Origin of the sequence: Microbacterium aquimaris (assembly GCF_039531285.1) — a bacterium.
Taxonomy (GTDB): Bacteria; Actinomycetota; Actinomycetes; order Actinomycetales; family Microbacteriaceae; genus Microbacterium; species Microbacterium aquimaris.
Genome location: NZ_BAAAPT010000002.1, coordinates 398401 through 423474, shown reverse-complemented (window position 1 = coordinate 423474; position 25074 = coordinate 398401). Strand labels below are relative to the sequence as shown.

Below are 25074 nucleotides of genomic sequence, written 5' to 3'. Positions count from 1 at the left end.
TCCCGTGGCGACACGGGTGGGAGAGGCGAACGTGGCTGACCACTATGAAGTTCTGGGTGTCTCGCGAGATGCGAGCCCCGAGGAGATCAAGAAGGCGTATCGGCGGCTCGCGCGCGAGCTCCACCCCGATGTGAACCCGGGGGCGGATGCCGCCGAGCGTTTCAAATCCGTGACGCACGCCTACGACGTGCTGAGCGACCCCGATCAGCGTGCGCGGTACGACATGGGCGGGGATTCGCCCTTCGGCGGCGGCGGCGCGGCCGGATTCGGCTCGTTCGGCGACATCTTCGAGACGTTCTTCGGCGCCGGTGGTGGCGGTGGCGGGGCCCGCGGCCCCCGTCCGCGGTCGCGTCGTGAGCGCGGCCAGGACGCGCTGGTGCGTGTGACCCTCGAGCTGGGCGACGTCGTGTTCGGCGTGCACCGCGACATCGACGTCGACACGGCCGTGCTGTGCGAGACGTGCGAAGGGTCCTGCTGCCAGCCGGACACGCAGCCGGTCACGTGCGACATCTGCCACGGCTCCGGTCACGTGCAGCAGCAGGTGCGCAGCCTGCTCGGCAACGTCCTCACCAATGCGCCGTGCCGCGTGTGCCAGGGGTACGGGACGACCATCCCGTACCCGTGCGCGACCTGCCAGGGACAAGGCCGGGTCCGCGCGCGCCGCACGGTCTCGCTCGACATCCCGGCGGGCGTCGAGACCGGTCTGCGGTTGCAGCTGCCCGGTTCGGGCGAGGTCGGTCAGGCCGGGGGGCCGAACGGGGACCTGTACGTGGAGGTCACCGTCAAAGACCACGAGACCTTCAGCCGGGAGGGCGACGACCTGCTGGCCACGCTCGAGGTGTCGATGCCGGATGCGATCCTCGGCACGACCACGACGATCGAATCACTCGACGGGCCGGTCGATCTGGAGATCCGCCCGGGCGTGCAGGCCGGCGACGTGCTGACCATCAAGGGTCGTGGCATCACCCCGCTGCGAGGAAACCAGCGCGGCGACCTCCGGGTGGGGGTGCATGTGGTGACCCCGACGCGTCTGGACCACAAGGAGCGCGCCCTCATCGAGGATTTCGCCAAGCGCACGAAGGCCCCCTCGCCGCAGCTCGCGCAGTTCCACCAGGGACTGTTCGCCAAGTTGCGGGATCGCCTCCGGAACGGCTGATCAGTGCCTCTGCACTTCGTCGTCGACGACCCCGCGGCTTTGGCGGGCGACGAGGTCGTCCTGCTCGGCAGGGAGGCCCACCACGCCGCCGCGGTGCGTCGCGTGCGGGCGGGGGAGGCGGTCACCGTCGGTGACGGCCTCGGTGTCTGGCTGACCGGCCGCGTGGCCGACGTGGCGCCGCAGCGCGTGGCGGTCACCGTCGAGTCACGCCGCACCGTTCCCGCACCCACGCCGCGCCTCGTGCTCGTCCAGGCGCTCGCCAAGGGCGACCGGGATGAGTTGGCCGTGCAGGCGGGCACCGAGATCGGTGCGGACGAGATCGTCCCGTGGCAGGCTGCGCGCAGCGTCTCACGGTGGGAGGGCGCCAAGCGTGAGAAGGGGCGGGCGCGTTGGGCGAGCATCGTCCGGGAGGCCGCCAAGCAGGCACACCGGGCCTGGATCCCGCCGGTGGGTGCGCCGGTGGGCACCGGCGAACTGGCCGCGCGTGCGTCGAAATCCCGCATGCTCGTGCTCGTCCCGGATGCGGGGGAGGCCCTCACGGCGGTGGAACTCGATCCGACGGCCGACGCCGACGTCGTGGTGGTCGTCGGCCCCGAAGGGGGCATGCCCGCCGAGGAGGTCGAGCGGCTGCAGGCGGCGGGTGCGCGCCCGGTGCGCCTCGGTGACACGGTGCTGCGGACCTCCACGGCGGGGCCGGCCGCCCTGGCCGTGGTCAATGCGGCGTTGCGGCGCTGGTGAGCCGGAGCGGGCGGGCCGCTCCGACCTGCCGCGCCGATAGACTCGACCCATGACGGAACCGTCTGTTTTCACCCGCATCCTCCGCGGCGAGATCCCCGCCGAGATCATCGCCGAGACCGAGAACGCCTTCGCGATCCGTGACATCGCGCCGCAGGCGCCGGTCCACCTCCTCGTGATCCCCAAGTCCGAGCGCTATCGCGACGTGGTCGAGCTCGCCGAAGGCGACCCGGAACTGTTGGCGGAGGTCGTCGGGCTCGCACGTGCGGTGGCCGCCGAACACGCCGACGGGGAGTTCAGACTCGTGTTCAACACCGGTGCCGCCGCCGGACAGACCGTCTTCCATGTGCACGCCCACGTGCTCGCCGGACAATTGCAGGAGAAGACCCTCGGTGCCTGACCAGGAACCCACCGTCGACCGCGTGTCCGCGGACGGCGTCGCGATGGTGCAGCTGCTCGGACCGCAGGATCGTCTCCTGCGCGTGGTCGAGCGCGAGCATCCCGACGTCGATGTCCACGTACGCGGGAACGAGATCACCCTCACCGGAGGCGCCGGTGCGGTCGCCTCGGCGCGCACGCTCGTCGACGAGTTGTTGGCGATGACCAAGGCCGGGCACGAGATGGCCCCGACCGACGTCGCCTCGTCGAACCGCATCCTGCGCTCCGACGCCGGCATGCGTCCCTCGGAGGTGCTGGGCGAGCAGATCCTCTCGTCGCGGGGCAAGGTCATCCGGCCCAAGACGGTGGGTCAGAAGGCGTACGTGGACGCCATCGACGAGCACACGATCGTCTTCGGGATCGGACCGGCCGGAACCGGCAAGACGTATCTCGCGATGGCCAAGGCCGTACAAGCGCTCCACCGCAAGGAGGTCAGCCGCATCATCCTCACCCGTCCCGCCGTCGAGGCAGGCGAGCGGCTCGGGTTCCTGCCCGGCACGCTGACGGACAAGATCGATCCGTATCTGCGCCCGCTCTACGACGCATTGAACGAGATGATGGATCCCGAGATCGTGCCGAAGCTGATGGCGACGGGCACGATCGAGGTCGCCCCACTGGCCTACATGCGCGGTCGCACCCTGAACGACTCCTTCGTCGTGCTCGACGAGGCGCAGAACACCACGCCGGAGCAGATGAAGATGTTCCTGACCCGCCTCGGGTTCGGCACCCGGATGGTCGTCACCGGGGACATCACGCAGATCGACCTGCCCCAGGGTGCCTCCGGTCTGCGGTTGGTGACGCGCGTGCTCGGAGACGTCGACGACATCCACTTCTCCCACCTCACCAGCGAGGACGTCGTGCGCCACACCCTGGTGGGCCGGATCGTGGACGCCTACAGCGAGTACGACGAGAAACGGCTGGCGGCCCGACGCGAACGTGATGAGGCCGGCGAGCTGGCCAACCGAGCCGAGCGGCGAGCCGCGGATCGACCCGGTCGTCCGCGGGATCATCTTCCGAAACGAGGACGTTCATGACCATCGAGATCACCAATGAGTCCGGCGTCGAGGTCGACGAGACGGTGCTGCTTCGGCTCATGGAGCACGACTTGGCGGAGCTGCGCGTGAGCCCCGACGCCGACCTGGCGATCCTGCTCGTCGACGAGGGCGCCATGGAGGCGCTCCACGTGCAGTGGATGGATGAGCCGGGCCCGACCGATGTGCTCAGCTTCCCGATGGACGAGTTGCGCCCCGGCACCGAGGACGCCCCCACACCCGCGGGTCTGCTCGGCGACATCGTGCTGTGCCCCCAGGTCGCCGAGACCCAGGCCGCCGCCGCGCGGCACTCGACGATGGACGAGATCGTCATGCTCACCACGCACGGCCTGTTGCATCTGTTGGGCTTCGACCACGCCGAGCCCGACGAAGAGCGCGAGATGTTCGGCCTGCAACGCGACCTCATCGCCTCGTTCCAGGCGGCCGAACGCCGCCGCCGCGCATGACCGAGGCGCTCCTGCTGGTCGCCGCCGTCCTGCTCCTGGCGTTCGGGGGTCTGATGGCGGCCGTCGACGCCGCCTTGAGCGTGACCTCGCGCGCCGACCTCGAGGAGCTCGGCGAGGACGGACGCAGCACGACGGCGCTGCGCCGTATCGCCTCCGACCCCGACGCGCACACGACGGCGGTCGTCTTCATCCGGGTGGTGGTCGACACCACCGCGGCGGTGCTGGTGACCGTCGCCTTCACGTTGTTGTTCGAGAACCTCTTCTGGGCCACGCTCGCGGCTGCGGTGCTCATGTCGGGTATCTCGTTCGTGGTCGTGGGCGCCAGCCCGAGGAATTTCGGCCGCCAGCACGCACGGGGCCTGCTGCGCGGCGCCGCGCCGGTCGTGCGCGGGGTGCGCATCATGCTCGGCCCGCTCGCGCACGGTCTCGTGCTCCTCGGCAACCGCGTCACGCCCGGGGTGGGCCGCGGCACCTCCTTCGCCTCGGAGGAGCAACTGCTGAGCATGGTGGACGAGGCGGCCTCGCGTGACCTCATCGAGGAAGACGACCGTGAGCTGATCCACTCGGTGTTCGACTTCACCGACCGCTTCGTCCGCGAACTCATGGTGCCGCGCACCGACATGGTCACCGTCGACGCGGATGCCACGACGCGCGAGGCCATGACGATCTTCCTCGACCGCGGTGTCTCCCGCATCCCCCTGATGGACGACGACGCCGACGACGTCGTGGGGGTGCTGTACCTGAAGGACCTGGTGCAGTTTGGATTCCGTGACGAGTCCGGCTGGCGCGACACGCCGGTGGCCCGCATCGCCCGTCGCGCGGTGTTCGTGCCCGAGTCGATGAAGGCCGAAACACTGTTGCAGCAGATGAAACGCGACAGCGTCCACGTCTGCATGGTCGTGGACGAGTACGGCGGCGTGTCGGGTCTGGTGACCCTCGAGGACATCATCGAAGAACTCGTCGGCGACATCTCCGACGAGTACGACCCCCGCGCGGATGAGATCACGCCACTCGAGCAGGGACGGTTCCGCGTGAGCGCCCGTCTCGGCCTCGACGAGGTCGGTGAGCTGTTCGATCTCGATCTCGAGGACGACGACGTCGATTCGATCGGTGGACTGCTCGGGAAGGCCATCGGCCGCGTGCCCCAGCCGGGCTCCACCGCCGAAGTCTCCGGGCTGGTCATCACCGGCGGGGCCTCGCGCGGTCGAGGCCGGGGCATCTCCTCCGTGTTCGTGGCACGAGCCGAGCCGACACGGGACGACGGCGGGACGTCGAGAACAGGGGAGGTCCCCCTCCCCGAGAACCCCACCGGCGAGATCCGGGTCATCCGAAAAGGCGGCGAGTCATGACAGAGACGACACGATCCGGATTCGTCACGTTCGTGGGACGGCCGAACGTGGGCAAGTCCACCCTCACCAACGCACTGGTCGGCGAGAAGGTCGCCATCACCAGCGACAAGCCGCAGACGACTCGTCGCGCGATCCGGGGCATCCTCAATCGACCCGACGGTCAACTGGTGATCGTCGACACGCCGGGCATCCACCGCCCGCGGACATTGCTGGGCGAGCGTCTCAACGACCTCGTCGAGCAGGTCCTGGGGGATGTCGACGTCATCGGGTTCTGCGTGCCGGCCACCGAGAAGGTCGGCCCCGGCGACCGTCGCATCGCCCAGTCTCTGGACGGCTACCCCCGCGCGCGCAAGGTCGCCCTCGTCACGAAGACGGATGTGGCGGACCGCTCACAGATCACCGACCGCCTCCTCGAGGTCGATGCGCTGCGGGAGGACTGGGATGCGGTGATCCCGCTGTCGGCGACGACGGGACAGCAGCTGGAGATCCTCTCGGACGAACTGCTCCGACTCATGCCGGAGGGACCGGCGTTGTACCCCGAGGGGGTGGTCACCGACGAGTCGATCGAGGATCGGATCGCGGAGATCATCCGGGAGTGCGCACTGGAGGGGGTGCGGGACGAGTTGCCCCACTCGATCGCCGTCGTCGTCCAGGACATCGCCGAGCGGGAGGACTCCGACCTGACCGACGTATATGCGGACATCGTCGTCGAACGCGACTCGCAGAAGGCGATCATCATCGGCCGCAAGGGTGCGCGCCTGCGCGACGTGGGCGCGGCGGCGCGCGGTCAGATCGAACGCCTCCTCGGCAGCCGTGTCTACCTGTCTCTGCACGTGAAGGTGGCCAAGGAGTGGCAGCGCGACCCCAAGCAGCTCGGGCGCCTGGGCTTCTGAGATGCCCCGCCCCGGCGGGCGGGTGTACTCTGGGGGCATGCGCTTCGGCAGGCTTCTCCTTCTTAGCCGCCGCGACGAGGCCTCGATCTAAGGGCCGTCCTCGTCGCGGAGCCTCGTCATGGCCCTGGGCAGCAGCCCCTCCCCGACGTAGAGAAGACGCGACCATGAAGAACACCCAGAAGCCCTCCGGGATGCCGGTGCACAAGTACCGCCCCTTCCACGAGCAGATCGTCGTCGATCTGCCCGACCGCACCTGGCCCTCCCGGCGCATCACCCAGGCGCCGCGCTGGTGCGCGGTGGACCTGCGCGACGGCAATCAGGCACTCATCGACCCGATGAGCCCCGAACGCAAGCGCCTCATGTTCGAGCTGCTGGTGAAGATGGGGTACAAGGAGATCGAGGTCGGGTTCCCGTCGGCGAGCCAGACCGACTTCGATTTCGTGCGACAACTGATCGAAGAGGAACTCATCCCGGATGATGTGACCATCCAGGTGCTGACCCAGGCGCGAGAGCATCTCATCGCGCGCACCTACGAGTCGATCCGCGGCGCGAAGCAGGCGATCGTGCATCTGTACAACTCCACGAGCGTGCTGCAGCGCGAAGTGGTGTTCCGCACGGACAGGCAGGGCGTGATCGACATCGCGCTCGAGGGTGCGCGGTTGTGTCGACGTCTGGAGAGCACGATCCCGGAGACGGAGGTCTTCTACGAGTACTCGCCCGAGAGCTACACCGGCACGGAGCTGGAGTTCGCGGTGGACGTGTGCAACCAGGTCATCGAAGTGCTCGAGCCGACCCCCGAGCGCAAGGTGATCATCAACCTGCCCGCCACCGTGGAGATGACGACACCGAACGTGTATGCCGACTCGATCGAGTGGATGAGTAGGAATCTGTCCCAGCGCGAGAACGTGATCCTGTCGCTGCACCCGCACAACGACCGGGGAACCGCGATCGCCGCCGCGGAACTGGGCTACATGGCCGGCGCCGACCGCATCGAAGGATGCCTGTTCGGCAACGGCGAGCGCACCGGCAACGTCGACCTGGTGGCGCTCGGTGTCAACCTGCTCACGCAGGGCATCGATCCGCAGATCGACTTCAGCGACATCGACCAGATCAAGCGCACCGCCGAGTACTGCAACCAACTGCCCGTTCACGAGCGCAGTCCGTGGGCCGGCGATCTGGTCTTCACCGCGTTCAGCGGCTCGCACCAGGACGCCATCAAGAAGGGGTTCGATGCCATGGCGGCGCGTGCCGCCGACGAGGGCGTCGACGTCGAGGAGATCGACTGGGCGGTGCCGTACCTGCCCATCGATCCGAAGGATCTGGGTCGTTCCTACGAGGCGGTCATCCGCGTGAACTCGCAGTCCGGCAAGGGCGGGGTGGCGTACCTGCTGAAGACCGACCACGCCCTCGACCTGCCGCGCAAGCTGCAGATCGAGTTCTCCGGGGTCGTCCAGGCCAAGACCGACGCGGAAGGCGGCGAGGTAACCAGCGATCAGATCTGGAACGTCTTCACCGACGAGTACCTGCCCGCCGACGACGCCGAGGCGCGGTGGGGCCGCTTCGAGCTGCTGTCCACACGCACGGAGAGCGACATGACCGGCGACGTCATCCTCGACGTTCGGCTGCGCGACGGCGACGATGAGGTGGAGGCGCGCGGCACCGGAAACGGCCCGGTCGCGGCGTTCCTCGAGGTTCTGCGCGCCGAGGGGATCCACGTGACGCTGTACGACTACGTCGAGCACGCCTTGAGCTCCGGCGGCGACGCGCAGGCCGCGGCCTACGTCGAACTGCAGGTCGACGACGAGAGGCTGTGGGGCGTGGGCATCGACGGCGACATCTCGACCGCCTCGCTGAAGGCGATCGTCTCGGCCGTGAACCGCGCGATCCGAACCCGTGCCCGCACCCCGGAACTCGCCGCGGTCTGACCGATGACCGACGCGATCCCCCTCGCCGTCATCGGCGGGACCGGACTGGAGCAGGCGTTCGACGCGCTCGAGGAACGCCTCGAGATCGACACCCCGTACGGCCCGACGAGCGAACCGGTGGCGGTGGGGGAGATCGCGGGTCGCCGTGTCGCGTTCCTTCCCCGGCACGGTCGGGGACACGCGTTGCCGCCGGGCTCGATCCCGGCGCGCGCCAACGCGTGGGCGCTGGCGTCGCTCGGAGTCCGCGGGATCGTCTCCTCCGCCGCGGTGGGGTCGCTGGACCCGGACCTCCCGCCGCCGGCCCTGGTGATCCCGGATCAGCTGCTCGATCGGACCCGGCACCGCGCCGACAGCTTCTTCGACGGGACGGTCCCCGGGGAGCCGGTGCGCCACCTTCCCCTGGCGGATCCGTTCTGCCCGGTATTGCGTCTGGCCGCGGCCGAGGCCGCGCCGACGGCGCATCGGGGCGCGACCGTCGCCGTGATCGAAGGTCCCCGTTTCTCGACCCGCGCGGAGTCGCGCAGCCTGCGGCGCGACGGCGCCCACCTGGTGAACATGACGCTGCTGCCCGAGGTGGCACTGGCCGCGGAGCTCGGGATCGGCACGGTGACCGTGTGCGTGGTCACCGACATGGACGCTGGCGTGGCCGAGGGGGATGAGACCGTCAGCGCCGAGGTGGTCTACGCGCGGTTCGCCGGCGCGCTCCCGGAGGTCGTGGCGTCCATCGAGCGCACGATCGCCGCGGTGCCCCACGACTATGCCGGGCGTGTGCTGCTCGACGAGCGGGCCCGCGGGGATGTCCTAGCCAGACCGCTCCTCGGACGCGACTGATGCGGCTGCTGGTCACCGGCGGAGCGGGCTTCATCGGCTCGCGTGTGGTCGAGGCCGCCCTCCGCGACGGGGCAGAGGTGCGTGTCCTGGACTCGTTCCGCGATGATGTGCACGGCGCCGCGCCCACCCTTCCGGACGGCGCCGAGGTCATCCGTGGTGACGTGCGCGATCCGCAGACCCTCGACCGTGCGCTGGAACGGGTCGACGCCGTCTCCCATCAAGCGGCGAAGGTCGGACTCGGAGTGGACTTCGCCGATGCGCCGGACTATGTCGGATCGAACGTGCTGGCCACCGCCGAGTTGCTCGCGGCGATGCGACGCGCCGATGTGCGACGCCTCGTGCTGGCGTCGTCGATGGTCGTCTACGGCGAAGGTGTCTACACGGTCGGAGGCGACGGTCCGACGATTCGACCGGCGGCGCGGCGCGTGGCCGATCTCGAAGCCGGGGTCTTCGACCCGCGGGACCCCGTCAGCGGATGCCTCCTGACGCCGGGGCCGGTCGGGGAGGACACCGCCGCGGACCCCCGGAACGTCTACGCCACCACCAAGCTCGCTCAGGAGCACCTCGCCGCGAACTGGGCCCGGGAGACCGGCGGCGCCGTCGCAGCGCTGCGGTATCACAACGTGTACGGGCCGGGGATGCCGCGGAACACCCCGTACGCGGGGGTCGCTTCGCTGTTCCGGTCGGCCCTGGAACGCGGCGAGGCGCCGAGGGTTTTCGAGGACGGCGCCCAGCGTCGGGACTTCGTGCACGTCGACGACGTGGCCGCGGCGAACATCGCCGCCCTGGGCTGGACCGGCACGGTCGGAGAGGCGACCGCGCGACCGTTCAACGTCGCGAGCGGGCACGTGGTGTCCATCGGCGAGGTCGCCGGAATCCTCAGCGAGGCGGCGGGCGGAGACGCACCCGTGGTCACCGGCGAGTACCGTCGTGGGGATGTGCGGCACATCACCGCGTCGGCCACGCGTGCCCGGGAGGAACTGGGGTGGCGCGCGGCGGTACCGCCGCAGACGGGACTGCGCCAGTTCGCCACGGCGCCCTTGCGCGCCTGAGGTCAGGTCAGCGCTCGCGCCGACGTCGCGGGCAGGCGGATGTCGAAACGGCATCCACCGGTGACATTGGTGGCGACGACGTCTCCGTCGTGCGCGGAGACGATGCCCCGCACGATCGCCAGCCCCAGGCCGGCCCCGGGGGGCGACCCGCTGCCGGCATGCGGTGTCCGCGCAGCAGATCCGCGCCAGCCGGGCTCGAACAGTCTCGGCAGGTCGTCCGCGTCGATGCCGGGGCCCTGATCGATCACCGACACGGTGGGTCGATCCTCGACACGTTCCACGCGCACCGTGATCGGGGCGGTCGGGGGAGTGTGCTGGACGGCGTTCATGAGGAGGTTGCCGATGGCACGGGACAGCTCGCCCGGATCCACGCGCACCGCCAGGTCGCGGGGCAGCGCGCTGTCCACGGTGATCTCCCGCTCCCCGGCGGCGGGACGCACGTCGGCGACGGCGTCGCTGACGACGTCCAAGAGCGAGACGTCCTCGAAACGCAGGCGCAGGGCGCCGGCGTCGATCCGTGACAGGTCGAACAGGTCGTCCACCATCGATGCCAGCAGCTCCACCTGTGCGCGCATCTGCCGGTGGTACCGACCCGGATCGTCGACCATGTCGTCTTCGAGTGCCTCGGCCATCGCACGGATACCGGCGAGGGGAGTGCGCAGGTCGTGCGAGATCCAGGCGACGAGCTCCCGGCGGGACGCCTCTACGCGGGCTTCCCGCTCGCGCGAAAGCCGGAGCTGTTCGCTGGTGTGTGCGAGCGCCTCCTCGACGCGGGCGAACTCCGCGCTCCCGGCGCGGGTGGAGGGGACCACCACCTCGCCCTTGCCGATCCGCGTCGCAGCCTGCGAGAGGACCCTCATGTTCGACGCGACCCACACGCACAGCGTGGCGGCCACCAGAAGGGAGCTCATCCCCGCCGCGATCGCCACGGCGATCGCGACGACGAGGTCGTGCGGGGAGAGGTACATGAGGTTGGCCACGGCGATCATGCTGATCACGACCGAGATCACGCCGACCGACAGCGCCGTGGCCAGCTGGACGTACAGCGGCGTGCGGCGCAGCAGAAGGAGGACGCCGACGCCGACCACACCGGTGACCACGCTGATGGCGAGGGTGATTGCGACGACGAGTGCGAGACCGCCGGGGCTCACGGCGCGCTCCTTTCCGCCGGCGGTGTGCCGGTCGGATCGAATCGGTAGCCGACCCCCCATACGGTGACCAGATGGCTGGGGTGGGTGGAGTCGGGCTCGATTTTCTCGCGCAGTCGCCGGACGTGCACGGTGACCGTCGAGAGGTCGCCGATGGACCACCCCCAGACCGCCTGCAACAGTCGTGTGCGGTCGAAGGCCTGTCCCGGACGACGGGCGAGGAATTCGAGCAGATCGAATTCGCGCGCGGTGAGGTTCAGCTCCACGCCGTCATAGGTCGCGATGCGCGCCGCCGGGTCGATCCGGTAGCCCCCGCACACGATGGGGGCATCCGACGGAGCGGCGGACGTCGTGCGCCGAAGCACCGATCTGACGCGCAACACCAATTCGCGAGGGGAGAAGGGCTTGGTGAGGTAGTCGTCGGCGCCGGCTTCGAGGCCGTCGATCCGGTCATCCTGCGACGTGCGGGCCGTCAGCATCAGCACTGCGGTGTCGCCCGCTTCACGGATGCGGCGACAGGTCTCGATGCCGTCGATGTCCGGAAGCATGACGTCGAGCACGACGAGGTCGGGCGCGAGGGCGTCGAGCTGTCGGAGGGCCTCGGCGCCGTCGGCGGCGCGGTCGACGACGAACCCGGCTGCGGTCAGATAAGTCCCCGCGACCTCGGCGACAGTCGGGTCGTCGTCGACGACGAGGATACGTCGACCGTCGAGGTCGCCGTTGCGGTGGGGCGACGTGCTCACGAGATCACCCTACGGCGCACGGACTCGCACCGCTCGGCAGGCGCGGGAAGTCGCGGCGGGCGTCCGCAGTTCGTAATGCCTCGTCACGGCCCGCGACGCCGCCGCACGGGCTAGCGTCGGAGCATGTTCCGGGTCGATGTCGTGCTGCCGTGCCTCAACGAGGCGGCGGCGTTGCCGCAGGTGCTTGCATCCCTTCCGCCCGGCTACCGCGCGATCGTCGTCGACAACGGCTCGACGGACGGCTCGGCGCACATCGCCGACGCAGCCGGCGCCCGGGTCGTCCGCGAGACACGGCGCGGGTACGGCGCGGCGGTGCACGCCGGTCTGACCGCCGCAGAGGCTCCGATCGTCGCCTTCGCAGATGCGGACGCGTCGTTCGACCTGTCCGAGCTGCCCGCGATCGTCGACCCGGTCGCATCCGGGGAGGTGGATATGATGCTCGGCTTCCGCGTCGCCCAGACGCGCGGGGCATGGCCATGGCACGCCCGGTTGGCCAATCGGTATCTCGCGCGTCGCATCTCCGCCGCCGCCCGGGTGCCCCTCCGAGACCTGGGCCCGATGCGTGCGGCACGCCGGGAGCCCCTCCTGGATCTGGGCATCCGCGATCGCCGCAGCGGGTACCCCCTCGAGACCGTGCTGCGTGCAGCCGCAGCCGGGTGGCGCATCGCAGAGGCGCCGGTGCGGTATCGACCTCGCGTGGGGGTGTCGAAGGTGACCGGGACGGTGCGGGGCACCGCCATCGCGATCGCGGACATGTCGCGGGTGCTGCGGGAGGTGTCATGATGCGCGTGACCGTCGCGGTGGTCGCCAAGGAATGTGTCCCGGGTCGGGTCAAGACACGTCTGACACCGCAGCTTTCCCCGGTGCAGGCCGCCCGACTCGCGCAGGCGAGCCTGGACGACACCCTGGATCTCGTGCGCGCCCTGCCTGCGGGGCGGCGCATCCTGTTCTTCTCGGGACAGGCACCCCCGAGCGCCGTCGGCGTCGAGGTGATTGAGCAGCCCGAAGGAGCGCTCGATGTCCGGCTCGGACACCTCTTCGATGCGGTGACGGGCCCGCTGCTGCTGATCGGTATGGACACACCTCAGCTGACTGCCGAAGCGGTCGCCGGCCCGGTGTGGTCCTGGCCGGATTCGGTCGACGCGTGGTTCGGTCCCGCGGCGGACGGGGGCTACTGGGCGCTGGCGATGCGGGAGCCCGACGGCGGACTCATCCGCGGTGTGACCATGTCCGCACCGGAGACCGGACGTGAGCAACGCCGTCGTCTGGTCGATGCGGGGCTGAGGGTGCGCGATCTGGAGACACTGCGCGATGTCGACCACGTCGAAGACGCGGGCGTGGTCGCCGTGGACGCGCCCCACGGGCGGTTCGCGTCGGTCTGGCACCGCATCCGGCAGGAGGTGCCTCGTGTGGGGTGACTCCGACACGGCCCGCTTCGCCGCGGGGGGAGCCGATCCGTACACGCGGATGCTCGAGGAGGGCAGCGACGGCGTGCTGCGCCTGCGCCGGCTCAGTAGCGGCACGATCGTCGAGGAGTGGGACTTCGTCGCCTTGGGAGGGTCTGCCGACGGTGACGACGTGGCTGCCCTCGGCCGATGCGAGGGCCCGTTGCTGGATGTCGGATGCGGTCCCGGCCGCATGGTTCGTGCCGCCGCGGAGCGGGCCTCCGCAGCCATGGGGATCGACGTGTCGCCGGCCGCGGTGCGCCGCGCACGCGCCCACGGCACCCCCGCGCTGGAACGCTCGATCTTCGATCGACTCCCGCTCGAGGGGCGGTGGCGGACAGTCCTCCTCATGGACGGAAACGTCGGTATCGGCGGCGACCCGCCCGCGCTGCTGGAGAGGTGCCGGGACCTCCTCGCTCCCGGCGGGGCGCTGGTCATCGAGGCAGACCCGGATGAGGACCTGGACGAGAGGTCGCTGTTCACGGTCGTCGACGCAGCGGGTCTGGAGAGCGAGGCCTTCCCGTGGGCGCGGGTCGGTTGGCGCACCGTGATGCGGGCGGCGCGGGCTGCCGGGTTGTCCGGCCCGGCCCATATGCGAAGCGGCGAGCGTCACTTCGTCCGGGCGGTCGCTCCTCGCCGGCCGATCAGCACCGCGGCGGCCGCGACACAGACGGCCGCCACCCACAGGCCGACGAGCACCAGCGGGTAGTCCACTGCGTGGATGGTCGGGTTGCGTGCGCCGGTGGCACGCACGACGAGGCCGGGCACCAGCACGAGCGAGCAGCATGCCGCCGCGACCAGAGCGGCGCGGGCCACGGCGGCCGCGCGGGGTCCGATCCGCTCGGAGGTCCCTCGGCCGAGCACGCCGAACGCGACCACCAACGGTGCCAGCACCCCGTCGTGCACCACGATCGCCCCGATCAGCCACCACAGGACCGCGGGATACTGTGCGGGCGCCACGGTGGTCAGAGCCAGGAATGCGGCGTAGCCCAGCACGGCGACCCCGCTCGCGCCGATCACGATGCGTGCGTTGGCCACGCCCGGTGCGGTCGCGGCCCTCACCGCAACACCTCGATGCTGCTGAGCCATTTGGTCTGCATGACCCCGGGGCGCCCGGGGGCGATGATGCGCGCCGGGTAGCCGTGGTCGATGTCCAGTTCCTCGCCACCCAGCTTCAGAGCGATCAGGGTGAGGGGATCGTCGACGTACACCTGGGGCATGACCGTCCGCGAGAACGCCCCACGTACCTGCAGGCTCGTGACCCGCACGCCCGCGCCGGCGGTGCCGCCGGCCAGCTCGAGGACCTCGCGCAGCGGGACCCCCGTCCAGGTCGCGGTCTGGCTCCACCCCTCGACACACGCGATGGGCAGGTCGGCGGTGGTCTGCGGCAGTGCCGCCAGCTCGCTTCGGGACAGCGCGAGGGCCGACGTGGCGCCGGCGATGCGTATCGTCCAGTCATCGTCGACATCGCGCTGCCGCACCCCCGCCTCGGCCGCGGTGCGGTTCACCGGCAGGCCCTGCGGCCCGATGCCCGGACGGCGGGGGGAGAGCACGGCCAACGACGCCAGGGGGGCCACCGTCTGCCCTGCGGTGCCCAGGAGGATCGCCCCGGCCGATGCGGCGACGGCGATCAGGGCGCCTCGTCGTGAGATGGCCTCGGCCTCGGTCGGCCGGCGATCCGGATCGGGGTCTGGATGTTCGGGCCAGGTCCGGGCCGGTGGTTGCTCGGTGGCTGCGGGATCGGCGGGGACGGGCCGCCAGAACGCGATGATCAGCGGGAGTTTGACGGCGATGTGGAGGATGACGCTGCCGACCAACACCCAGGCCAGCACGAAGTGGACGCGCCGGAAGGAGAAGTCGAACGCGTACCACTGGGCGATGTTCATGACGCCGATCGCGACCTCCACGAGGGCGGATCCGACCAACAGCGCGATGGAACCGCGCTCGAGGACCGCGACCGGGCCGGTCACAGGCGGCCAGGTGAACAGGCGTGGGTAGACGGCCCAGAGCTTTCCCAGCAGGACCGGCACCATCACCAGGCCGGCGAGCACATGCGTGCCCTGGGTGACCTGGTAGAGCCAGACGGGGCGCGGGAAGAGGGGGAGCCAGCCGACCGGGTTCTGGAGGAGGTGACTGTACAGCCCCGTCAGGAAGCACACCGCCACGAGTACCCCGAGGGCCCGCCCGAGCACGACCGTCGTGCGGGTGCGCCGTGGGGGAGTGGAGGTGCGCTCGCGCGCGGCATCGACGAAGCGTTCCACACGCGCCGATGCCGCCGCGGTCAATCCGGCCATGTCCCCAGCCAAGCACGCCGCACGGGTGATGCACCTTACGAAGCGGGGACGCCGGCGATCCGGCGACGATCCGGGCCGCGGATTGCCTACTCTCGGACTATGCCCTCCGACGACTCCGGCGCGCGCACCGGTGGCCGGGCGACCGTGATCGGCATCGGTGCGGCCCTCGTCCTCATCGTCGTCGCCGTCACCGTCCCGCTGGCAGCCGGGTGGGATGTCGCCACACGGGCGGCCCGATCGGCCGACGACCGCGCCGTGGCGCCACTGCATGGCCTGTGGGTGCCCCACGTGGGGCTCGCCACGGCGGTCGCGGTCCTTCTGGCGATCCTGGCGTGGCGATACGCCGATCGTTTGGCGGGCTCGTTGTCGTGGGCGGCGTTGCTCCCGGCGACGTTCGGTGCGGCCACGGCGTGGATGCTCGCCCTCGCGCTCGTCGACGGGCCCACCGGGATCTCGCGGGTCTTGGGTAACCCGTACGAGTACCTGCGCACCGCACGTGAGGTCGATGACATCGGCATGTTGTTGACGACCTACATCTCCCGCATCCCCTTGGCCGCCGACGACAACTGGGTCACCCATGTGGCCGGCCATCCCCCGGGAATGCTGCTCTTCTTCGTCGCGCTCGTGCGCATGGGCCTGGGCGCCGACGCGACCGCCGGGGTCGTGGTCACCCTCATCGCGGCGACGCTGCCCGCCGCCGTGCTGACGACCCTGCGACTGCTCGGAGTCGAATCCGTCGCCCGTCGCGCCGCACCCTTCCTCGTTTTCACCCCCGCCGCCGTTTTCCTGTCCGTCTCCGCGGATGCGGTCATCGCGACGGTGGGCGCGTGGGGTGTGGCGGCACTTGCCGCCGCTGCGACGCGACCTCGCGTGCTCGGGTCGGTCGGCTGGGCGGCGGTGGCGGGCGTGATCCTCGGCGCCACGGTGATGATGTCGTACGGGATGCTGCTCCTGGGCGTGGTGGCCCTCGCCGTCCTGGCACGGACCGGCCGGTGGCTTGCGCTGCCGGTCGCGGTCGCCGCCGCCGCCGGGGTTGTCCTCGTCTTCGCATCGGGTGGATTCGCGGTGTGGGAGGCGTACCCGGTCCTGGCTGAACGGTACGCGGACGGGATCGCCTCGCGCCGTCCGTACGCGTATTGGGTGTGGGGCAATCTCGCGGCGTTCGCGATCTGTGCCGGTCCCGTGCTCGGTGGAGCACTGGGGGCGGCTGCGGTCTCGGAACGCGCACGGCGGGACCGGGTGGCGTTGTGGTTGATCGCCGCCGGGGCGGTGATGGTCCTGCTCGCAGACCTGTCGGGGATGAGCAAGGCCGAGGTGGAGCGCATCTGGCTTCCGTTCGTCCCCTGGGTCACCCTCGCCTTCGCGTACGTGCCGGTGGCGTGGCGGAGTCGGCTGCTCGCGGCGCAGCTGATCTGGGCACTTCTGGTCCAGCATCTGCTCTATACGGTGTGGTGAGCCGGTCCTGCCGCCTTCCCGGTCCGGGCGCGGGATAATCGAGAGGTGCCCACCTATCGCGACGAAGTCGTGGTCCTGCGCACCCAGAAACTGGGCGAGGCGGACCGCATCGTCACGCTGCTCAGTCGCCGCCACGGCAAGGTGCGCGCGGTGGCCAAGGGGGTGCGTCGCACCTCGTCGCGTTTCGGGTCGCGGCTGGAGCCGTTCATGGTGGCCGACGTGCAGCTCTACGAGGGGCGTTCCCTCGACATCGTCCAGCAGGCGGAGTCGCTGGGTTCCTACGGTGCGGACATCGTCGTCGACTACGACAGTTACACCTCCGCGAGCGCGATGGTGGAGGCGGCCGACCGTCTGAACGAGGCCGAGGCCACGCCGCAGCAGTACCTGCTGCTGGTCGGCGGTCTGCGCGCGCTGGCGCGCGGCGAGCACGCCGCGCGCCACATCCTCGACTCGTACCTGTTGCGGGCGATGGCCCTGTCGGGATGGGCACCCGGTCTCGAGGACTGCGCGCGATGCGGCGCGCCGGGGCCGCATTCGTCGTTTGTCGCGCAGGCGGGCGGAATGGTCTGCGCCGCGTGCGCGCCCACCGGTGCGGCACGTGTGCACCCCGACGCGGTGTCGCACCTGACGGCGCTCATCCGCGGCGACTGGACCGCCGTCGACGCCGCCCCGCCCGCCGCCACCGCGGCGGCCTCCGGCCTCATCGCCGCCTACGCCCAGTGGCACCTGGAGCGCGGCATCCGTTCCCTGTCCCATGTCGAGAGGCGCCCGTGAGCCCCAAGCCGTACACCCACCGTGACGCCGTGCCGTACCGCCCGGTCGACTGGACCGGCCAGTACCCGCCGGCGTACCCGGCCGGCGCGGTGCCCGGGCACGTGGCCATCGTGATGGACGGCAACGGTCGATGGGCCAACCGGCGCGGTCTCACCCGCGTCGAGGGCCACAAGGCCGGTGAGGCGGCGCTGCTGGATGTGGTGGCGGGGGCGATCCAGGCCGGGGTCAGGCACCTGTCGGTGTACGCGTTCTCCACCGAGAACTGGTCGCGATCGCCCGATGAGGTGCGGTTCCTCATGGGGTTCAACCGAGACGTATTGCACCGCCGTCGCGATCAGCTCAACGAGTGGGGCGTGCGGGTGCGGTGGGCCGGCAGGAAGCCCCGGCTGTGGTCGTCGGTGATCAAGGAACTCCAATATGCGGAGCGGCTGACGGCCGACAACGACGTGTTGACGCTGACGATGTGCGTGAACTACGGCGGTCGTGTCGAGCTCGTCGACGCGATGCGTTCGATCGCTGACGACGTCGCCGCCGGTCGCCTTCGTCCCGGTGCCGTGTCCGAGAAGCTCATCGCGCGGCGGCTCTATCAGCCCGAGATGCCCGACGTCGATTTGTTCGTGCGCTCCAGCGGCGAACAGCGCACCTCCAACTTCCTGCTGTGGGAGAGCGCGTACGCGGAGTTCGTGTTCCTCGACACCTTGTGGCCCGACTTCGGTCGCACGGACCTCTGGCGCGCCATCGACGCGTACCTCGGTCGTGAGCGCCGGTTCGGGGCAGCGGTCGACACGCCCGACACCTCGGAATGATCACCCCGCGGGAATACGACCGCCGCGTGCGGATGTTGCACACGGCATGACGGATGCCATCACGATCGACGTCTGGTCGGACATCGCCTGCCCCTGGTGCTACATCGGAAAGCGCAACCTCGAGAAGGCCATCGCGGCGCGCGGCGAGGACGCCCCCGAGGTGCACGTGATGTTCCGCTCGTTCGAACTCGCGCCGGAGACCCCGGTCGACTTCGAGGGGGGCGAAGCGGAATACCTCGCCGCGCACAAAGGTGTCGACGCCGCCGCGGCTCAGCAGATGCTCGACCGGGTCACCGGTGTCGCCGCGGACGCCGGGTTGGAGTACCGATTCGATCTGCTGCACCACACGAACACGGTGAAGGCGCACCAGCTGCTGCACTTCGCCAAGGAGCGCGGTCGGCAACACGAGATGTCGGAACGGCTGATGTCGGCCTACTTCACCGAGGGCCGCCACCTGGGCCGGGACGACGAGCTGGCCGCGCTCGCAGCCGAGGTCGGGTTCGACGCCGACGAGGTGCGGGGCGCGCTGGGGCGGGAGACCTACCTCGAGGCCGTGCGGGCGGATCAGGCCCAGGCGGCCGCGTATGGCGTCACGGGTGTGCCGTTCTTCGTGATCGACGGGGCGTACGGGGTCAGCGGAGCGCAACCTCCCGAGGCCTTCTCGCAGATCCTCGCGCAGGTCACGCAGGAACGCGCGGCCGGCGGGGCGGAGCCGGTGGGCCCGCCCGCCTGAGCGATCAGCGCGGCAGGTTCCGCTCGATGACCTCCACGATCGCCGGGTCGTCGGGGGTGGTCGTCGGTCGGAAGCGGTGGACCTCGCCGGTGGGGGTGATGACGAACTTCTCGAAGTTCCACTTCACCGCCCCGGCCTTGCCGTGGGCGTCGCGGGTTTTCTTCAAGGCCGCGTACAAGGGGGCCGTGCCGCGCCCGTTGACGCGGATCTTCGCGTGGACCGGGAAACTCACCCCCCACGTGGTCGCACAGTAGTCCAGGATCTCCTCCATCGATCCGGGTTCCTGGCCGAAGAACTGGTTGCACGGGAACCCGACCACCGTCAGCCCTCGGTCGCCGTAGGACCGCTGTAGCTGCTCGAGTTGCCCGTACTGCGGAGTCAGGCCGCATTTGGAGGCCACATTGACCACGAGGACGACTCCGTCGCCGTACGAGGCGAGGGTCGCCTCTCGGCCGTCGGCGGTGGCGAAAGGGATGTCCCGCACGGGGGAGAGGTCGTCCATATCCCCAGGGTATTGCCGTCGCCGCAGGAGGGGCCCGAGTCTGGGAGAATGGTTTCGATGAACACCGCCGTCGCCGCGCCCGCGGCCGCACTGCGCATCGGGCCGATCGCCCTGGATGCGCCCGTCGTGCTCGCCCCGATGGCCGGCATCACCAACACCGCCTTCCGTCGGCTGTGCCGCGAGTACGGTGCGGGCCTCTATGTGAGCGAGATGATCACCTCGCGTGCGCTGGTCGAGCGCAACGCGACCACGATGCGTCTGATCACCCACCACGAGTCCGAGACGCCGCGCTCGATCCAGCTCTACGGCGTCGATCCGGCCACGGTCGAGAGCGCGGTCCGCCTGCTCGTCGACGAGGACCGGGCCGACCACATCGACCTGAACTTCGGGTGCCCCGTACCCAAGGTCACGCGCAAGGGTGGAGGGGCCGCGCTGCCGTGGAAGACCGGCTTGTTCCGCGACATCGTCACGCGCGCCGCGCGTGCCGCCGAGCATGTGCCCTTGACGGTGAAGATGCGCAAGGGCATCGACGCCGACCACCTCACCTTCCTCGATGCGGGGCGCATCGCCGAGGATGCCGGTGTCGCCGCGGTCGCCCTGCACGCGCGCACCGCCTCGCAGTTCTACTCCGGGACCGCCGACTGGTCGGCGATCGCCGCGTTGAAGGAGGCCGTCACCGACGTGCCGGTCCTGGGCAACGGGGACATCTGGTCGGCCGACGACGCGGCGCGGATGATGACCGAGACCGGCTGTGACGGTGTCGTGGTCGGACGCGGCTGCCTCGGGCGCCCGTGGTTGTTCGGCGACCTCGCCCGGACACTCGGGGGTCCAGGCACCGCGGCCGCGCCCGTGGACGCGACCCTCGCCTTCGTCGCGCGGGCGTTCCGTCGGCACGCCGAACTACTCGTGGAGTTCTTCGACGACGAGGGTCGCGGGTGCCGCGACATCCGCAAGCACGTCGCGTGGTACTTCAAGGGGTACCCCGTCGGCGGTGACCTGCGTGCCCGGTTCGCGACCGTGTCGACGCTGGCGGAGATCGACGATCTCGTCGGGGAACTCGATCTGGACGCCCCCTACCCCGGGGCCGCGGCAGAGGGTCAGCGCGGTCGTGCCGGAAGCCCCAAGCGCCCGGCACTACCCGAGGGATGGCTGGAGACCAGGGACCTGGCTGCGGACGCGACCGATGCGCTGGCCGAAGCGGAATCGGACCACAGTGGCGGCTGACGACGACGCGATGCGTTCAGAGCGCCCCGCGGGGTATGACGGCGATGACTCCGCCCGGTTCGTCGGCGAGCGGCACCGGTCCCAGCGGGACGGGTTCGCCCGCGACCGGGCGCGTGTGCTGCATTCGGCGGCGCTGCGGCGGCTCGCGGCGAAGACGCAGGTGCTCAGTCCCGCCTCTCCGGCGGATTTCGCGCGCAACCGCCTGACCCACTCCCTCGAAGTGGCGCAGGTGGGGCGCGAGCTGGCGACCGCCCTGAACCTTTCTCCCGATGTCGTCGACACCGCGTGTTTGAGCCATGATCTCGGGCACCCGCCGTTCGGACACAACGGCGAGCGTGCCCTCAACGACTGGGCCGAACCGTTCGGAGGGTTCGAAGGCAATGCACAGACGTTGCGGATCCTCACCCGTCTGGAGCCCAAGGTGCTCGGCCCCGACGGGGACAGTCACGGCCTGAACCTCACGCGGGCCAGTCTCGACGCGACGTGCAAGTACCCGTGGACGGCGGAACATCCGCTCCCCGACCCCGGAGGGCGGCTGAAATTCGGGGTCTACCCGGACGACGAGCCGGTGTTCCACTGGATGCGCGCGGGTGCGCCCGGGCGGGTGCGTTGCATCGAGGCCGAGGTGATGGACCTCTCCGATGACATCGCCTATTCGGTACACGACTTCGAGGACGCCGTGGTCAACGGATATCTGGACCCGCGACGGCTGTCGGACCCCGCCGAGCACGAGACCCTCCTGACGGCGATTCAGTCCTGGGTGGGCTACGACTTCACACGCGACGAACTGGCCGACGCCCTCTACCGCCTCCTGCGTCTGCCCGAGTGGATCGACGGGTTCACCGCATCGCGAGCCGACTTGGCTCGGCTGAAGAACCTCACCTCGGATCTGATCGGACGGTTCGCCCGCGCCGCGACCGGCGCCACCCGAGAGACCTACGAGGGTCCGCTCCTGACCCGCTACCGTGCACACGTGGTTGTTCCGCGCATCGTGGAGGCGGAGATGGCCGTGCTCAAGGGCATCATCGGGGCGACGGTGGTCTCCATCGAGGGGCGTAAGGAGCTCTACAAGGAGCAGCGTCGTGTGTTGAAGCGTCTTGCGACCGCGCTGTGGGAGTCGCCGGGGGCGCTGGACCCGCAGTTCGCCGACGACTTCGCCGGGGCGGAGGACGACGACGCCCGACGCCGGGTCGTCGTCGACCAGGTCGCCAGCCTCACCGATCAGGTCGCGATCGACTGGCACGGCCGCCTCGTCGGAGAGGTCGACGCGGCATCGCTGGGCGTGTGGGCCCCGCGCTACAGCGAGCCTCGCCCATCGGGTGTCCCGTCCACCCGCGAAGAGGTCGAGGTCTGATGGCGGGACGCATCCGGCAGGCGGACGTCGACGAGGTCAAAGCGCGGACCGACATCGCCGACATCATCGGGGAGCGGGTGGCTCTGAAGCCCGCCGGGGTCGGATCGATGAAGGGTCTGTGCCCCTTCCACGACGAACGCAGTCCGAGTTTCAACGTGCGACCGCAGGTGGGGTTCTACCACTGCTTCGGTTGTGGTGAGTCCGGAGACGTGTACACCTTCCTGCGACGCATGGACCACCTCAGCTTCACCGAAGCGGTCGAGCGTCTCGCGGGCCGCATCGGCTACGCGTTGCACTACGAGGACGGCGGTGCGGCGCCGCAGAACGGTGGGCGTGCGCGATTGTACGAGGCCAACGCGGCGGCTGCGGAGTACTTCCGCGCGCAACTGGCCACCGGCGAGGCCGACGCGGGACGCCGCTTCCTCGGTGAGCGGGGGTTCGACGCCGGAGCCGCCGCCCATTTCGGCGTGGGATTTGCGCCGAGAGGCTGGTCGGGGATGCTGGACGCGCTCTCCAAGCGCGGGTTCAGCCGCGAGGAGCTCCTGGCGGCGGGGCTGGTTTCGCAGGGGCGGCGCGGGGTCTACGACCGGTTCCGTGGTCGTCTCGTCTGGCCCATCCGCGACGTGACCGGCCAGACGATCGGCTTCGGGGCACGGCGGTTGTTCGACGACGACAATGGTCCCAAGTACCTCAACACGCCGGAGACGCCCATCTACCGGAAGGCTCAGGTCCTCTACGGGCTGGACCTCGCGAAGCGGGATGTCTCGCGTCAGCACCGTGTGGTGGTCGTCGAGGGCTACACCGACGTGATGGCATGTCATCTCGCCGGAGTCACCACCGCGATCGCGACGTGCGGAACGGCGTTCGGCGCCGATCACATCTCGGTGCTGCGACGGGTGATGGGCGACGATTCTCAGGCGGGGGAGGTGGTCTTCACTTTCGATCCCGACGCCGCGGGGCAGAAAGCCGCGCTCCGGGCTTTCGCGGACGCCAAGCGCTTCCATGCGCAGACCTATGTGGCCACCGGGCCGGACGGGCTCGACCCGTGTGACCTGCGCCTACAGCGCGGCGACGGGGCGGTGCGCGGACTCATCGAGTCGAAGGCTCCGATGGTGGAGTTCGTCCTGGACCAGCGCATCGCCACCTACGATCTGGCATCCGTCGAAGGGCGCATCGGTGCGTTGCGTTCGGCCGCCCCGGTCGTCGCCGATCTTCGTGATCCGCTCATCCAGCCCGAGTATGTGCGGGTGCTGGCGCGCCGCCTGGGCATGGACACCGAGGATGTGCGCCGGGAGGTGGAGCGCGCGGGTCGCCGGGAGCCTGATGAGCGGCGTCGGATGACCGCGGCCCCCGCCGCGGAGGAGCCCGCTCCGGTGCAGCGGGTGACGATCGCGCATCTGCCCCGCACGCCCGACGCGGCGCTCGAACGCGACGCGTTGATGGGGTTCTTGCAATTCGGTCATCGGCTCGACTCGGCCCTGCTGCGCCGTGCGGTGGACCAGCCCTTCCGCACGCCGGGCCTTGAGGCGGTACGCCAGGTGGTCGCCGAAGCCGCCGACGTGTCACGGCCGGGCTGGGCGGTGGAGGCCATCGACGCGGTGCGTGAGCCGTATCGGTCGCTGGCATCGGAGCTTCTGACCATGCCGTTCCCGGCATCGACCGTGGAGATCGCGGAGGCGTCGACCACCGATCTGGCGCGCCGCCTCGTGCGGCGGGGGCTCCAGACCGAGAAGACGGAGCTGTTGGGGGCGATCCAGCGTGTACCCGCAGACAGCGAGCAAGGCCGGCGCATCCGGTTGCGGCTGCGCGAGTTGGACGTGGAGCGGCAGCGCATCGACGCGGAGGACTGACCCTCCCGGCTGGTCATCGCGCCCCGGACACGGCAGGATGTTGCCATGGCGGCGCGCATCGAAGAGGCAGACGTGGCGATCCGTGCCGACGATCTGTCCATCTCGCGTGCCGGGCGTGGTGCGCCGAGCGAACGTGTGGTGGACGGGATGTCCTTCACTGTTCCGTACGCCCATGCGCTCACGGTGATGGGCCCCACCGGGGCGGGCAAGTCGAGCCTCCTGGCCGTTCTCGCCGGTGCCTCCGAGTCCGGCCTGGCCGTCGTCGGCGGTGACGCGCGCGTGCACGGCATCCGCGTGCGGCGTCCGCGGCGGGCGTTGCGGCGCTTGACCTATCTCACCGGATACCTGCCGCAGTCCGCCGGTGCGAAACTCGCATCGAGGTTCACCGTGTCGGAGCTGATCGGACACCCGATCACCAGTCGGGACAAGAACGTCAACTCGCGTGGTCTGGCGGTACGCGTGGCGGCGCTACTGGACGAGATGCAGCTGCCGTTGGGGGCGGCGGCGAAGTACCCGTACGAACTCAGCGCGGGCATGCGCCAGCGCGTCGCGTTCGCGCAGGCATTGATCCTCGAGCCGAAGTTGTTGGTGGCCGATGAGCCGTTCGCGAACCTCGACGTGGAGGTGCGCGCCGCCGCCCTCGATGCGGTGTTGCGCCGTCGCGACGATTACGGCATGGCGATTCTCGTCGGCACGAACGACCGCGACGTGGTGCGCGGGCTGGACGCCGACGTCATCGTGATGCGGGCGGGCCACGCCATCGCGGCCGGACACGGCACCGACGACCTCCTGTGGACGCCCAGCGGTGACGCCGACCACCGGCTGGTGGCAGACGGCCGGGCGTGATTTCTACCCGCGGCGGGAATCCT

At 70.2% G+C, this 25074-nt stretch carries 26 protein-coding genes; 21 read left to right on the top strand and 5 right to left on the bottom strand.

From position 1 onward, the window contains the following. Positions 1–31: 31 nt before the first annotated feature. The 10 genes from dnaJ (at position 32) to ABD204_RS11510 (ending at position 9877) form a co-directional block, all read left to right on the top strand. Positions 32–1156 (top strand): molecular chaperone DnaJ, encoded by a 1125-nt coding sequence (dnaJ, locus tag ABD204_RS11555; protein WP_194424726.1) that lies wholly within the window; start codon positions 32–34, stop codon positions 1154–1156. Between the two features lie 3 nt (positions 1157–1159). Next, positions 1160–1894 carry a 16S rRNA (uracil(1498)-N(3))-methyltransferase gene (locus ABD204_RS11550; RefSeq protein WP_194424727.1) on the top strand — a complete coding sequence of 245 codons (735 nt, stop codon included), beginning with the start codon at positions 1160–1162 and terminating at the stop codon, positions 1892–1894. 49 nt (positions 1895–1943) lie between these two features. Continuing rightward, positions 1944–2291: an HIT domain-containing protein gene (locus ABD204_RS11545; RefSeq protein WP_194424728.1), complete on the top strand. Its 348-nt coding sequence runs from the start codon at positions 1944–1946 to the stop codon at positions 2289–2291. Beyond that, the gene (locus ABD204_RS11540) at positions 2236–3363 is read left to right on the top strand and encodes a PhoH family protein (protein WP_206697379.1); all 1128 of its coding nucleotides are present in this window, start codon (positions 2236–2238) and stop codon (positions 3361–3363) included. Before ABD204_RS11545 ends, ABD204_RS11540 begins: the two co-directional genes overlap by 56 nt. Then, entirely contained in the window at positions 3360–3827 is a 468-nt protein-coding gene (ybeY, locus tag ABD204_RS11535) for an rRNA maturation RNase YbeY (RefSeq protein ID WP_194424730.1), read from the top strand. Before ABD204_RS11540 ends, ybeY begins: the two co-directional genes overlap by 4 nt. Further along, positions 3824–5176: a hemolysin family protein gene (locus ABD204_RS11530; RefSeq protein WP_194424731.1), complete on the top strand. Its 1353-nt coding sequence runs from the start codon at positions 3824–3826 to the stop codon at positions 5174–5176. Before ybeY ends, ABD204_RS11530 begins: the two co-directional genes overlap by 4 nt. Continuing rightward, positions 5173–6069, top strand: coding sequence for a GTPase Era (gene era, locus ABD204_RS11525; protein ID WP_194424732.1), 897 nt, complete (start codon positions 5173–5175; stop codon positions 6067–6069). The genes ABD204_RS11530 and era overlap by 4 nt, the downstream gene beginning before the upstream one ends. A gap of 164 nt (positions 6070–6233) precedes the next feature. Next, entirely contained in the window at positions 6234–7994 is a 1761-nt protein-coding gene (gene leuA, locus ABD204_RS11520) for a 2-isopropylmalate synthase (protein ID WP_194424733.1), read from the top strand. A 3-nt stretch (positions 7995–7997) separates the two neighbouring features. Beyond that, positions 7998–8825 (top strand): MTAP family purine nucleoside phosphorylase, encoded by an 828-nt coding sequence (locus tag ABD204_RS11515; RefSeq protein ID WP_194424734.1) that lies wholly within the window; start codon positions 7998–8000, stop codon positions 8823–8825. Continuing rightward, complete coding sequence (locus tag ABD204_RS11510) at positions 8825–9877, top strand: NAD-dependent epimerase/dehydratase family protein (RefSeq protein ID WP_194424735.1); 1053 nt, start codon at positions 8825–8827, stop codon at positions 9875–9877. Before ABD204_RS11515 ends, ABD204_RS11510 begins: the two co-directional genes overlap by 1 nt. A 2-nt stretch (positions 9878–9879) precedes the next feature. Here the strand turns inward: ABD204_RS11510 and ABD204_RS11505 are convergent, their stop codons facing one another. Then, on the bottom strand, positions 9880–11028 hold the full coding sequence (locus tag ABD204_RS11505) for a sensor histidine kinase (protein WP_206697380.1): 1149 nt from the start codon (positions 11026–11028) through the stop codon (positions 9880–9882). Beyond that, on the bottom strand, positions 11025–11768 hold the full coding sequence (locus ABD204_RS11500; protein ID WP_194424737.1) for a response regulator transcription factor: 744 nt from the start codon (positions 11766–11768) through the stop codon (positions 11025–11027). The genes ABD204_RS11505 and ABD204_RS11500 overlap by 4 nt, the downstream gene beginning before the upstream one ends. Before the next feature lie 123 nt (positions 11769–11891). Here ABD204_RS11500 and ABD204_RS11495 point away from each other — a divergent pair, with 123 nt between their 5' ends. Genes ABD204_RS11495 through ABD204_RS11485 form a run of 3 tightly spaced genes read left to right on the top strand, consistent with a single transcriptional unit; the run spans position 11892 to position 13922 of the window. Then, the gene (locus tag ABD204_RS11495) at positions 11892–12551 is read left to right on the top strand and encodes a glycosyltransferase family 2 protein (protein WP_194424738.1); all 660 of its coding nucleotides are present in this window, start codon (positions 11892–11894) and stop codon (positions 12549–12551) included. After that, positions 12548–13186, top strand: a complete 639-nt coding sequence (locus ABD204_RS11490) for a TIGR04282 family arsenosugar biosynthesis glycosyltransferase (RefSeq protein WP_194424739.1) — start codon at positions 12548–12550, stop codon at positions 13184–13186. The genes ABD204_RS11495 and ABD204_RS11490 overlap by 4 nt, the downstream gene beginning before the upstream one ends. Next, positions 13176–13922 carry a class I SAM-dependent methyltransferase gene (locus ABD204_RS11485; RefSeq protein ID WP_322597611.1) on the top strand — a complete coding sequence of 249 codons (747 nt, stop codon included), beginning with the start codon at positions 13176–13178 and terminating at the stop codon, positions 13920–13922. The genes ABD204_RS11490 and ABD204_RS11485 overlap by 11 nt, the downstream gene beginning before the upstream one ends. Here ABD204_RS11485 and ABD204_RS11480 read toward each other — a convergent pair. After that, on the bottom strand, positions 13823–14275 hold the full coding sequence (locus tag ABD204_RS11480) for a hypothetical protein (RefSeq protein WP_194424740.1): 453 nt from the start codon (positions 14273–14275) through the stop codon (positions 13823–13825). The two genes, ABD204_RS11485 and ABD204_RS11480, sit on opposite strands and share 100 nt — an antisense overlap. Beyond that, entirely contained in the window at positions 14272–15507 is a 1236-nt protein-coding gene (locus ABD204_RS11475; protein WP_194424741.1) for a molybdopterin-dependent oxidoreductase, read from the bottom strand. Before ABD204_RS11475 ends, ABD204_RS11480 begins: the two co-directional genes overlap by 4 nt. 99 nt (positions 15508–15606) lie before the next feature. On the opposite strand from ABD204_RS11475, the gene ABD204_RS11470 reads away from it, so the two are divergent. Genes ABD204_RS11470 through ABD204_RS11455 form a run of 4 tightly spaced genes read left to right on the top strand, consistent with a single transcriptional unit; the run spans position 15607 to position 19275 of the window. Beyond that, positions 15607–16962 carry a hypothetical protein gene (locus tag ABD204_RS11470; protein WP_194424742.1) on the top strand — a complete coding sequence of 452 codons (1356 nt, stop codon included), beginning with the start codon at positions 15607–15609 and terminating at the stop codon, positions 16960–16962. Between the two features lie 45 nt (positions 16963–17007). Beyond that, positions 17008–17736, top strand: a complete 729-nt coding sequence (recO, locus tag ABD204_RS11465) for a DNA repair protein RecO (RefSeq protein ID WP_194424743.1) — start codon at positions 17008–17010, stop codon at positions 17734–17736. Continuing rightward, the gene (locus ABD204_RS11460; protein ID WP_194424744.1) at positions 17733–18542 is read left to right on the top strand and encodes an isoprenyl transferase; all 810 of its coding nucleotides are present in this window, start codon (positions 17733–17735) and stop codon (positions 18540–18542) included. The genes recO and ABD204_RS11460 overlap by 4 nt, the downstream gene beginning before the upstream one ends. A 46-nt stretch (positions 18543–18588) precedes the next feature. Then, a complete protein-coding gene (locus tag ABD204_RS11455; RefSeq protein WP_194424745.1) occupies positions 18589–19275 on the top strand; it encodes a DsbA family oxidoreductase in 687 nt (228 codons plus the stop codon). 4 nt (positions 19276–19279) lie between these two features. On the opposite strand, the gene ABD204_RS11450 is transcribed toward ABD204_RS11455, so the two are convergent. Then, positions 19280–19777 carry a glutathione peroxidase gene (locus ABD204_RS11450; protein ID WP_194424746.1) on the bottom strand — a complete coding sequence of 166 codons (498 nt, stop codon included), beginning with the start codon at positions 19775–19777 and terminating at the stop codon, positions 19280–19282. Positions 19778–19834: 57 nt separating this feature from the next. Between ABD204_RS11450 and dusB the strand changes: the two genes are divergently transcribed. From dusB to ABD204_RS11430, 4 genes are read left to right on the top strand one after another with little or no spacing between them, the layout of a single operon-like run. Continuing rightward, complete coding sequence (gene dusB / locus ABD204_RS11445; protein ID WP_194424747.1) at positions 19835–21001, top strand: tRNA dihydrouridine synthase DusB; 1167 nt, start codon at positions 19835–19837, stop codon at positions 20999–21001. A gap of 10 nt (positions 21002–21011) precedes the next feature. Then, complete coding sequence (locus ABD204_RS11440) at positions 21012–22355, top strand: deoxyguanosinetriphosphate triphosphohydrolase (protein WP_194424748.1); 1344 nt, start codon at positions 21012–21014, stop codon at positions 22353–22355. After that, the gene (gene dnaG / locus ABD204_RS11435; RefSeq protein WP_194424749.1) at positions 22355–24205 is read left to right on the top strand and encodes a DNA primase; all 1851 of its coding nucleotides are present in this window, start codon (positions 22355–22357) and stop codon (positions 24203–24205) included. The genes ABD204_RS11440 and dnaG overlap by 1 nt, the downstream gene beginning before the upstream one ends. A gap of 45 nt (positions 24206–24250) precedes the next feature. After that, positions 24251–25051, top strand: a complete 801-nt coding sequence (locus ABD204_RS11430; RefSeq protein WP_194424750.1) for an ATP-binding cassette domain-containing protein — start codon at positions 24251–24253, stop codon at positions 25049–25051. Positions 25052–25074 lie beyond the last annotated feature (23 nt).

Bases quoted from the DNA above. Each gene is read 5' to 3' on its own strand.
- ABD204_RS11545 (WP_194424728.1), top strand. From the start codon at position 1,944: ATGACGGAACCGTCTGTTTTCACCCGCATCCTCCGCGGCGAGATCCCC.
- ABD204_RS11530 (WP_194424731.1), top strand. From the start codon at position 3,824: ATGACCGAGGCGCTCCTGCTGGTCGCCGCCGTCCTGCTCCTGGCGTTC.
- ABD204_RS11515 (WP_194424734.1), top strand. From the start codon at position 7,998: ATGACCGACGCGATCCCCCTCGCCGTCATCGGCGGGACCGGACTGGAG.
- ABD204_RS11430 (WP_194424750.1), top strand. From the start codon at position 24,251: ATGGCGGCGCGCATCGAAGAGGCAGACGTGGCGATCCGTGCCGACGAT.
- ABD204_RS11475 (WP_194424741.1), bottom strand. From the start codon at position 15,507: ATGGCCGGATTGACCGCGGCGGCATCGGCGCGTGTGGAACGCTTCGTC.
- ABD204_RS11470 (WP_194424742.1), top strand. From the start codon at position 15,607: ATGCCCTCCGACGACTCCGGCGCGCGCACCGGTGGCCGGGCGACCGTG.
- ABD204_RS11440 (WP_194424748.1), top strand. From the start codon at position 21,012: ATGCGTTCAGAGCGCCCCGCGGGGTATGACGGCGATGACTCCGCCCGG.
- dnaG (WP_194424749.1), top strand. From the start codon at position 22,355: ATGGCGGGACGCATCCGGCAGGCGGACGTCGACGAGGTCAAAGCGCGG.
- ABD204_RS11450 (WP_194424746.1), bottom strand. From the start codon at position 19,777: ATGGACGACCTCTCCCCCGTGCGGGACATCCCTTTCGCCACCGCCGAC.
- era (WP_194424732.1), top strand. From the start codon at position 5,173: ATGACAGAGACGACACGATCCGGATTCGTCACGTTCGTGGGACGGCCG.
- ABD204_RS11495 (WP_194424738.1), top strand. From the start codon at position 11,892: ATGTTCCGGGTCGATGTCGTGCTGCCGTGCCTCAACGAGGCGGCGGCG.
- ABD204_RS11490 (WP_194424739.1), top strand. From the start codon at position 12,548: ATGATGCGCGTGACCGTCGCGGTGGTCGCCAAGGAATGTGTCCCGGGT.
- ybeY (WP_194424730.1), top strand. From the start codon at position 3,360: ATGACCATCGAGATCACCAATGAGTCCGGCGTCGAGGTCGACGAGACG.
- ABD204_RS11455 (WP_194424745.1), top strand. From the start codon at position 18,589: ATGACGGATGCCATCACGATCGACGTCTGGTCGGACATCGCCTGCCCC.
- ABD204_RS11510 (WP_194424735.1), top strand. From the start codon at position 8,825: ATGCGGCTGCTGGTCACCGGCGGAGCGGGCTTCATCGGCTCGCGTGTG.
- leuA (WP_194424733.1), top strand. From the start codon at position 6,234: ATGAAGAACACCCAGAAGCCCTCCGGGATGCCGGTGCACAAGTACCGC.
- ABD204_RS11540 (WP_206697379.1), top strand. From the start codon at position 2,236: ATGTGCACGCCCACGTGCTCGCCGGACAATTGCAGGAGAAGACCCTCG.
- dusB (WP_194424747.1), top strand. From the start codon at position 19,835: ATGAACACCGCCGTCGCCGCGCCCGCGGCCGCACTGCGCATCGGGCCG.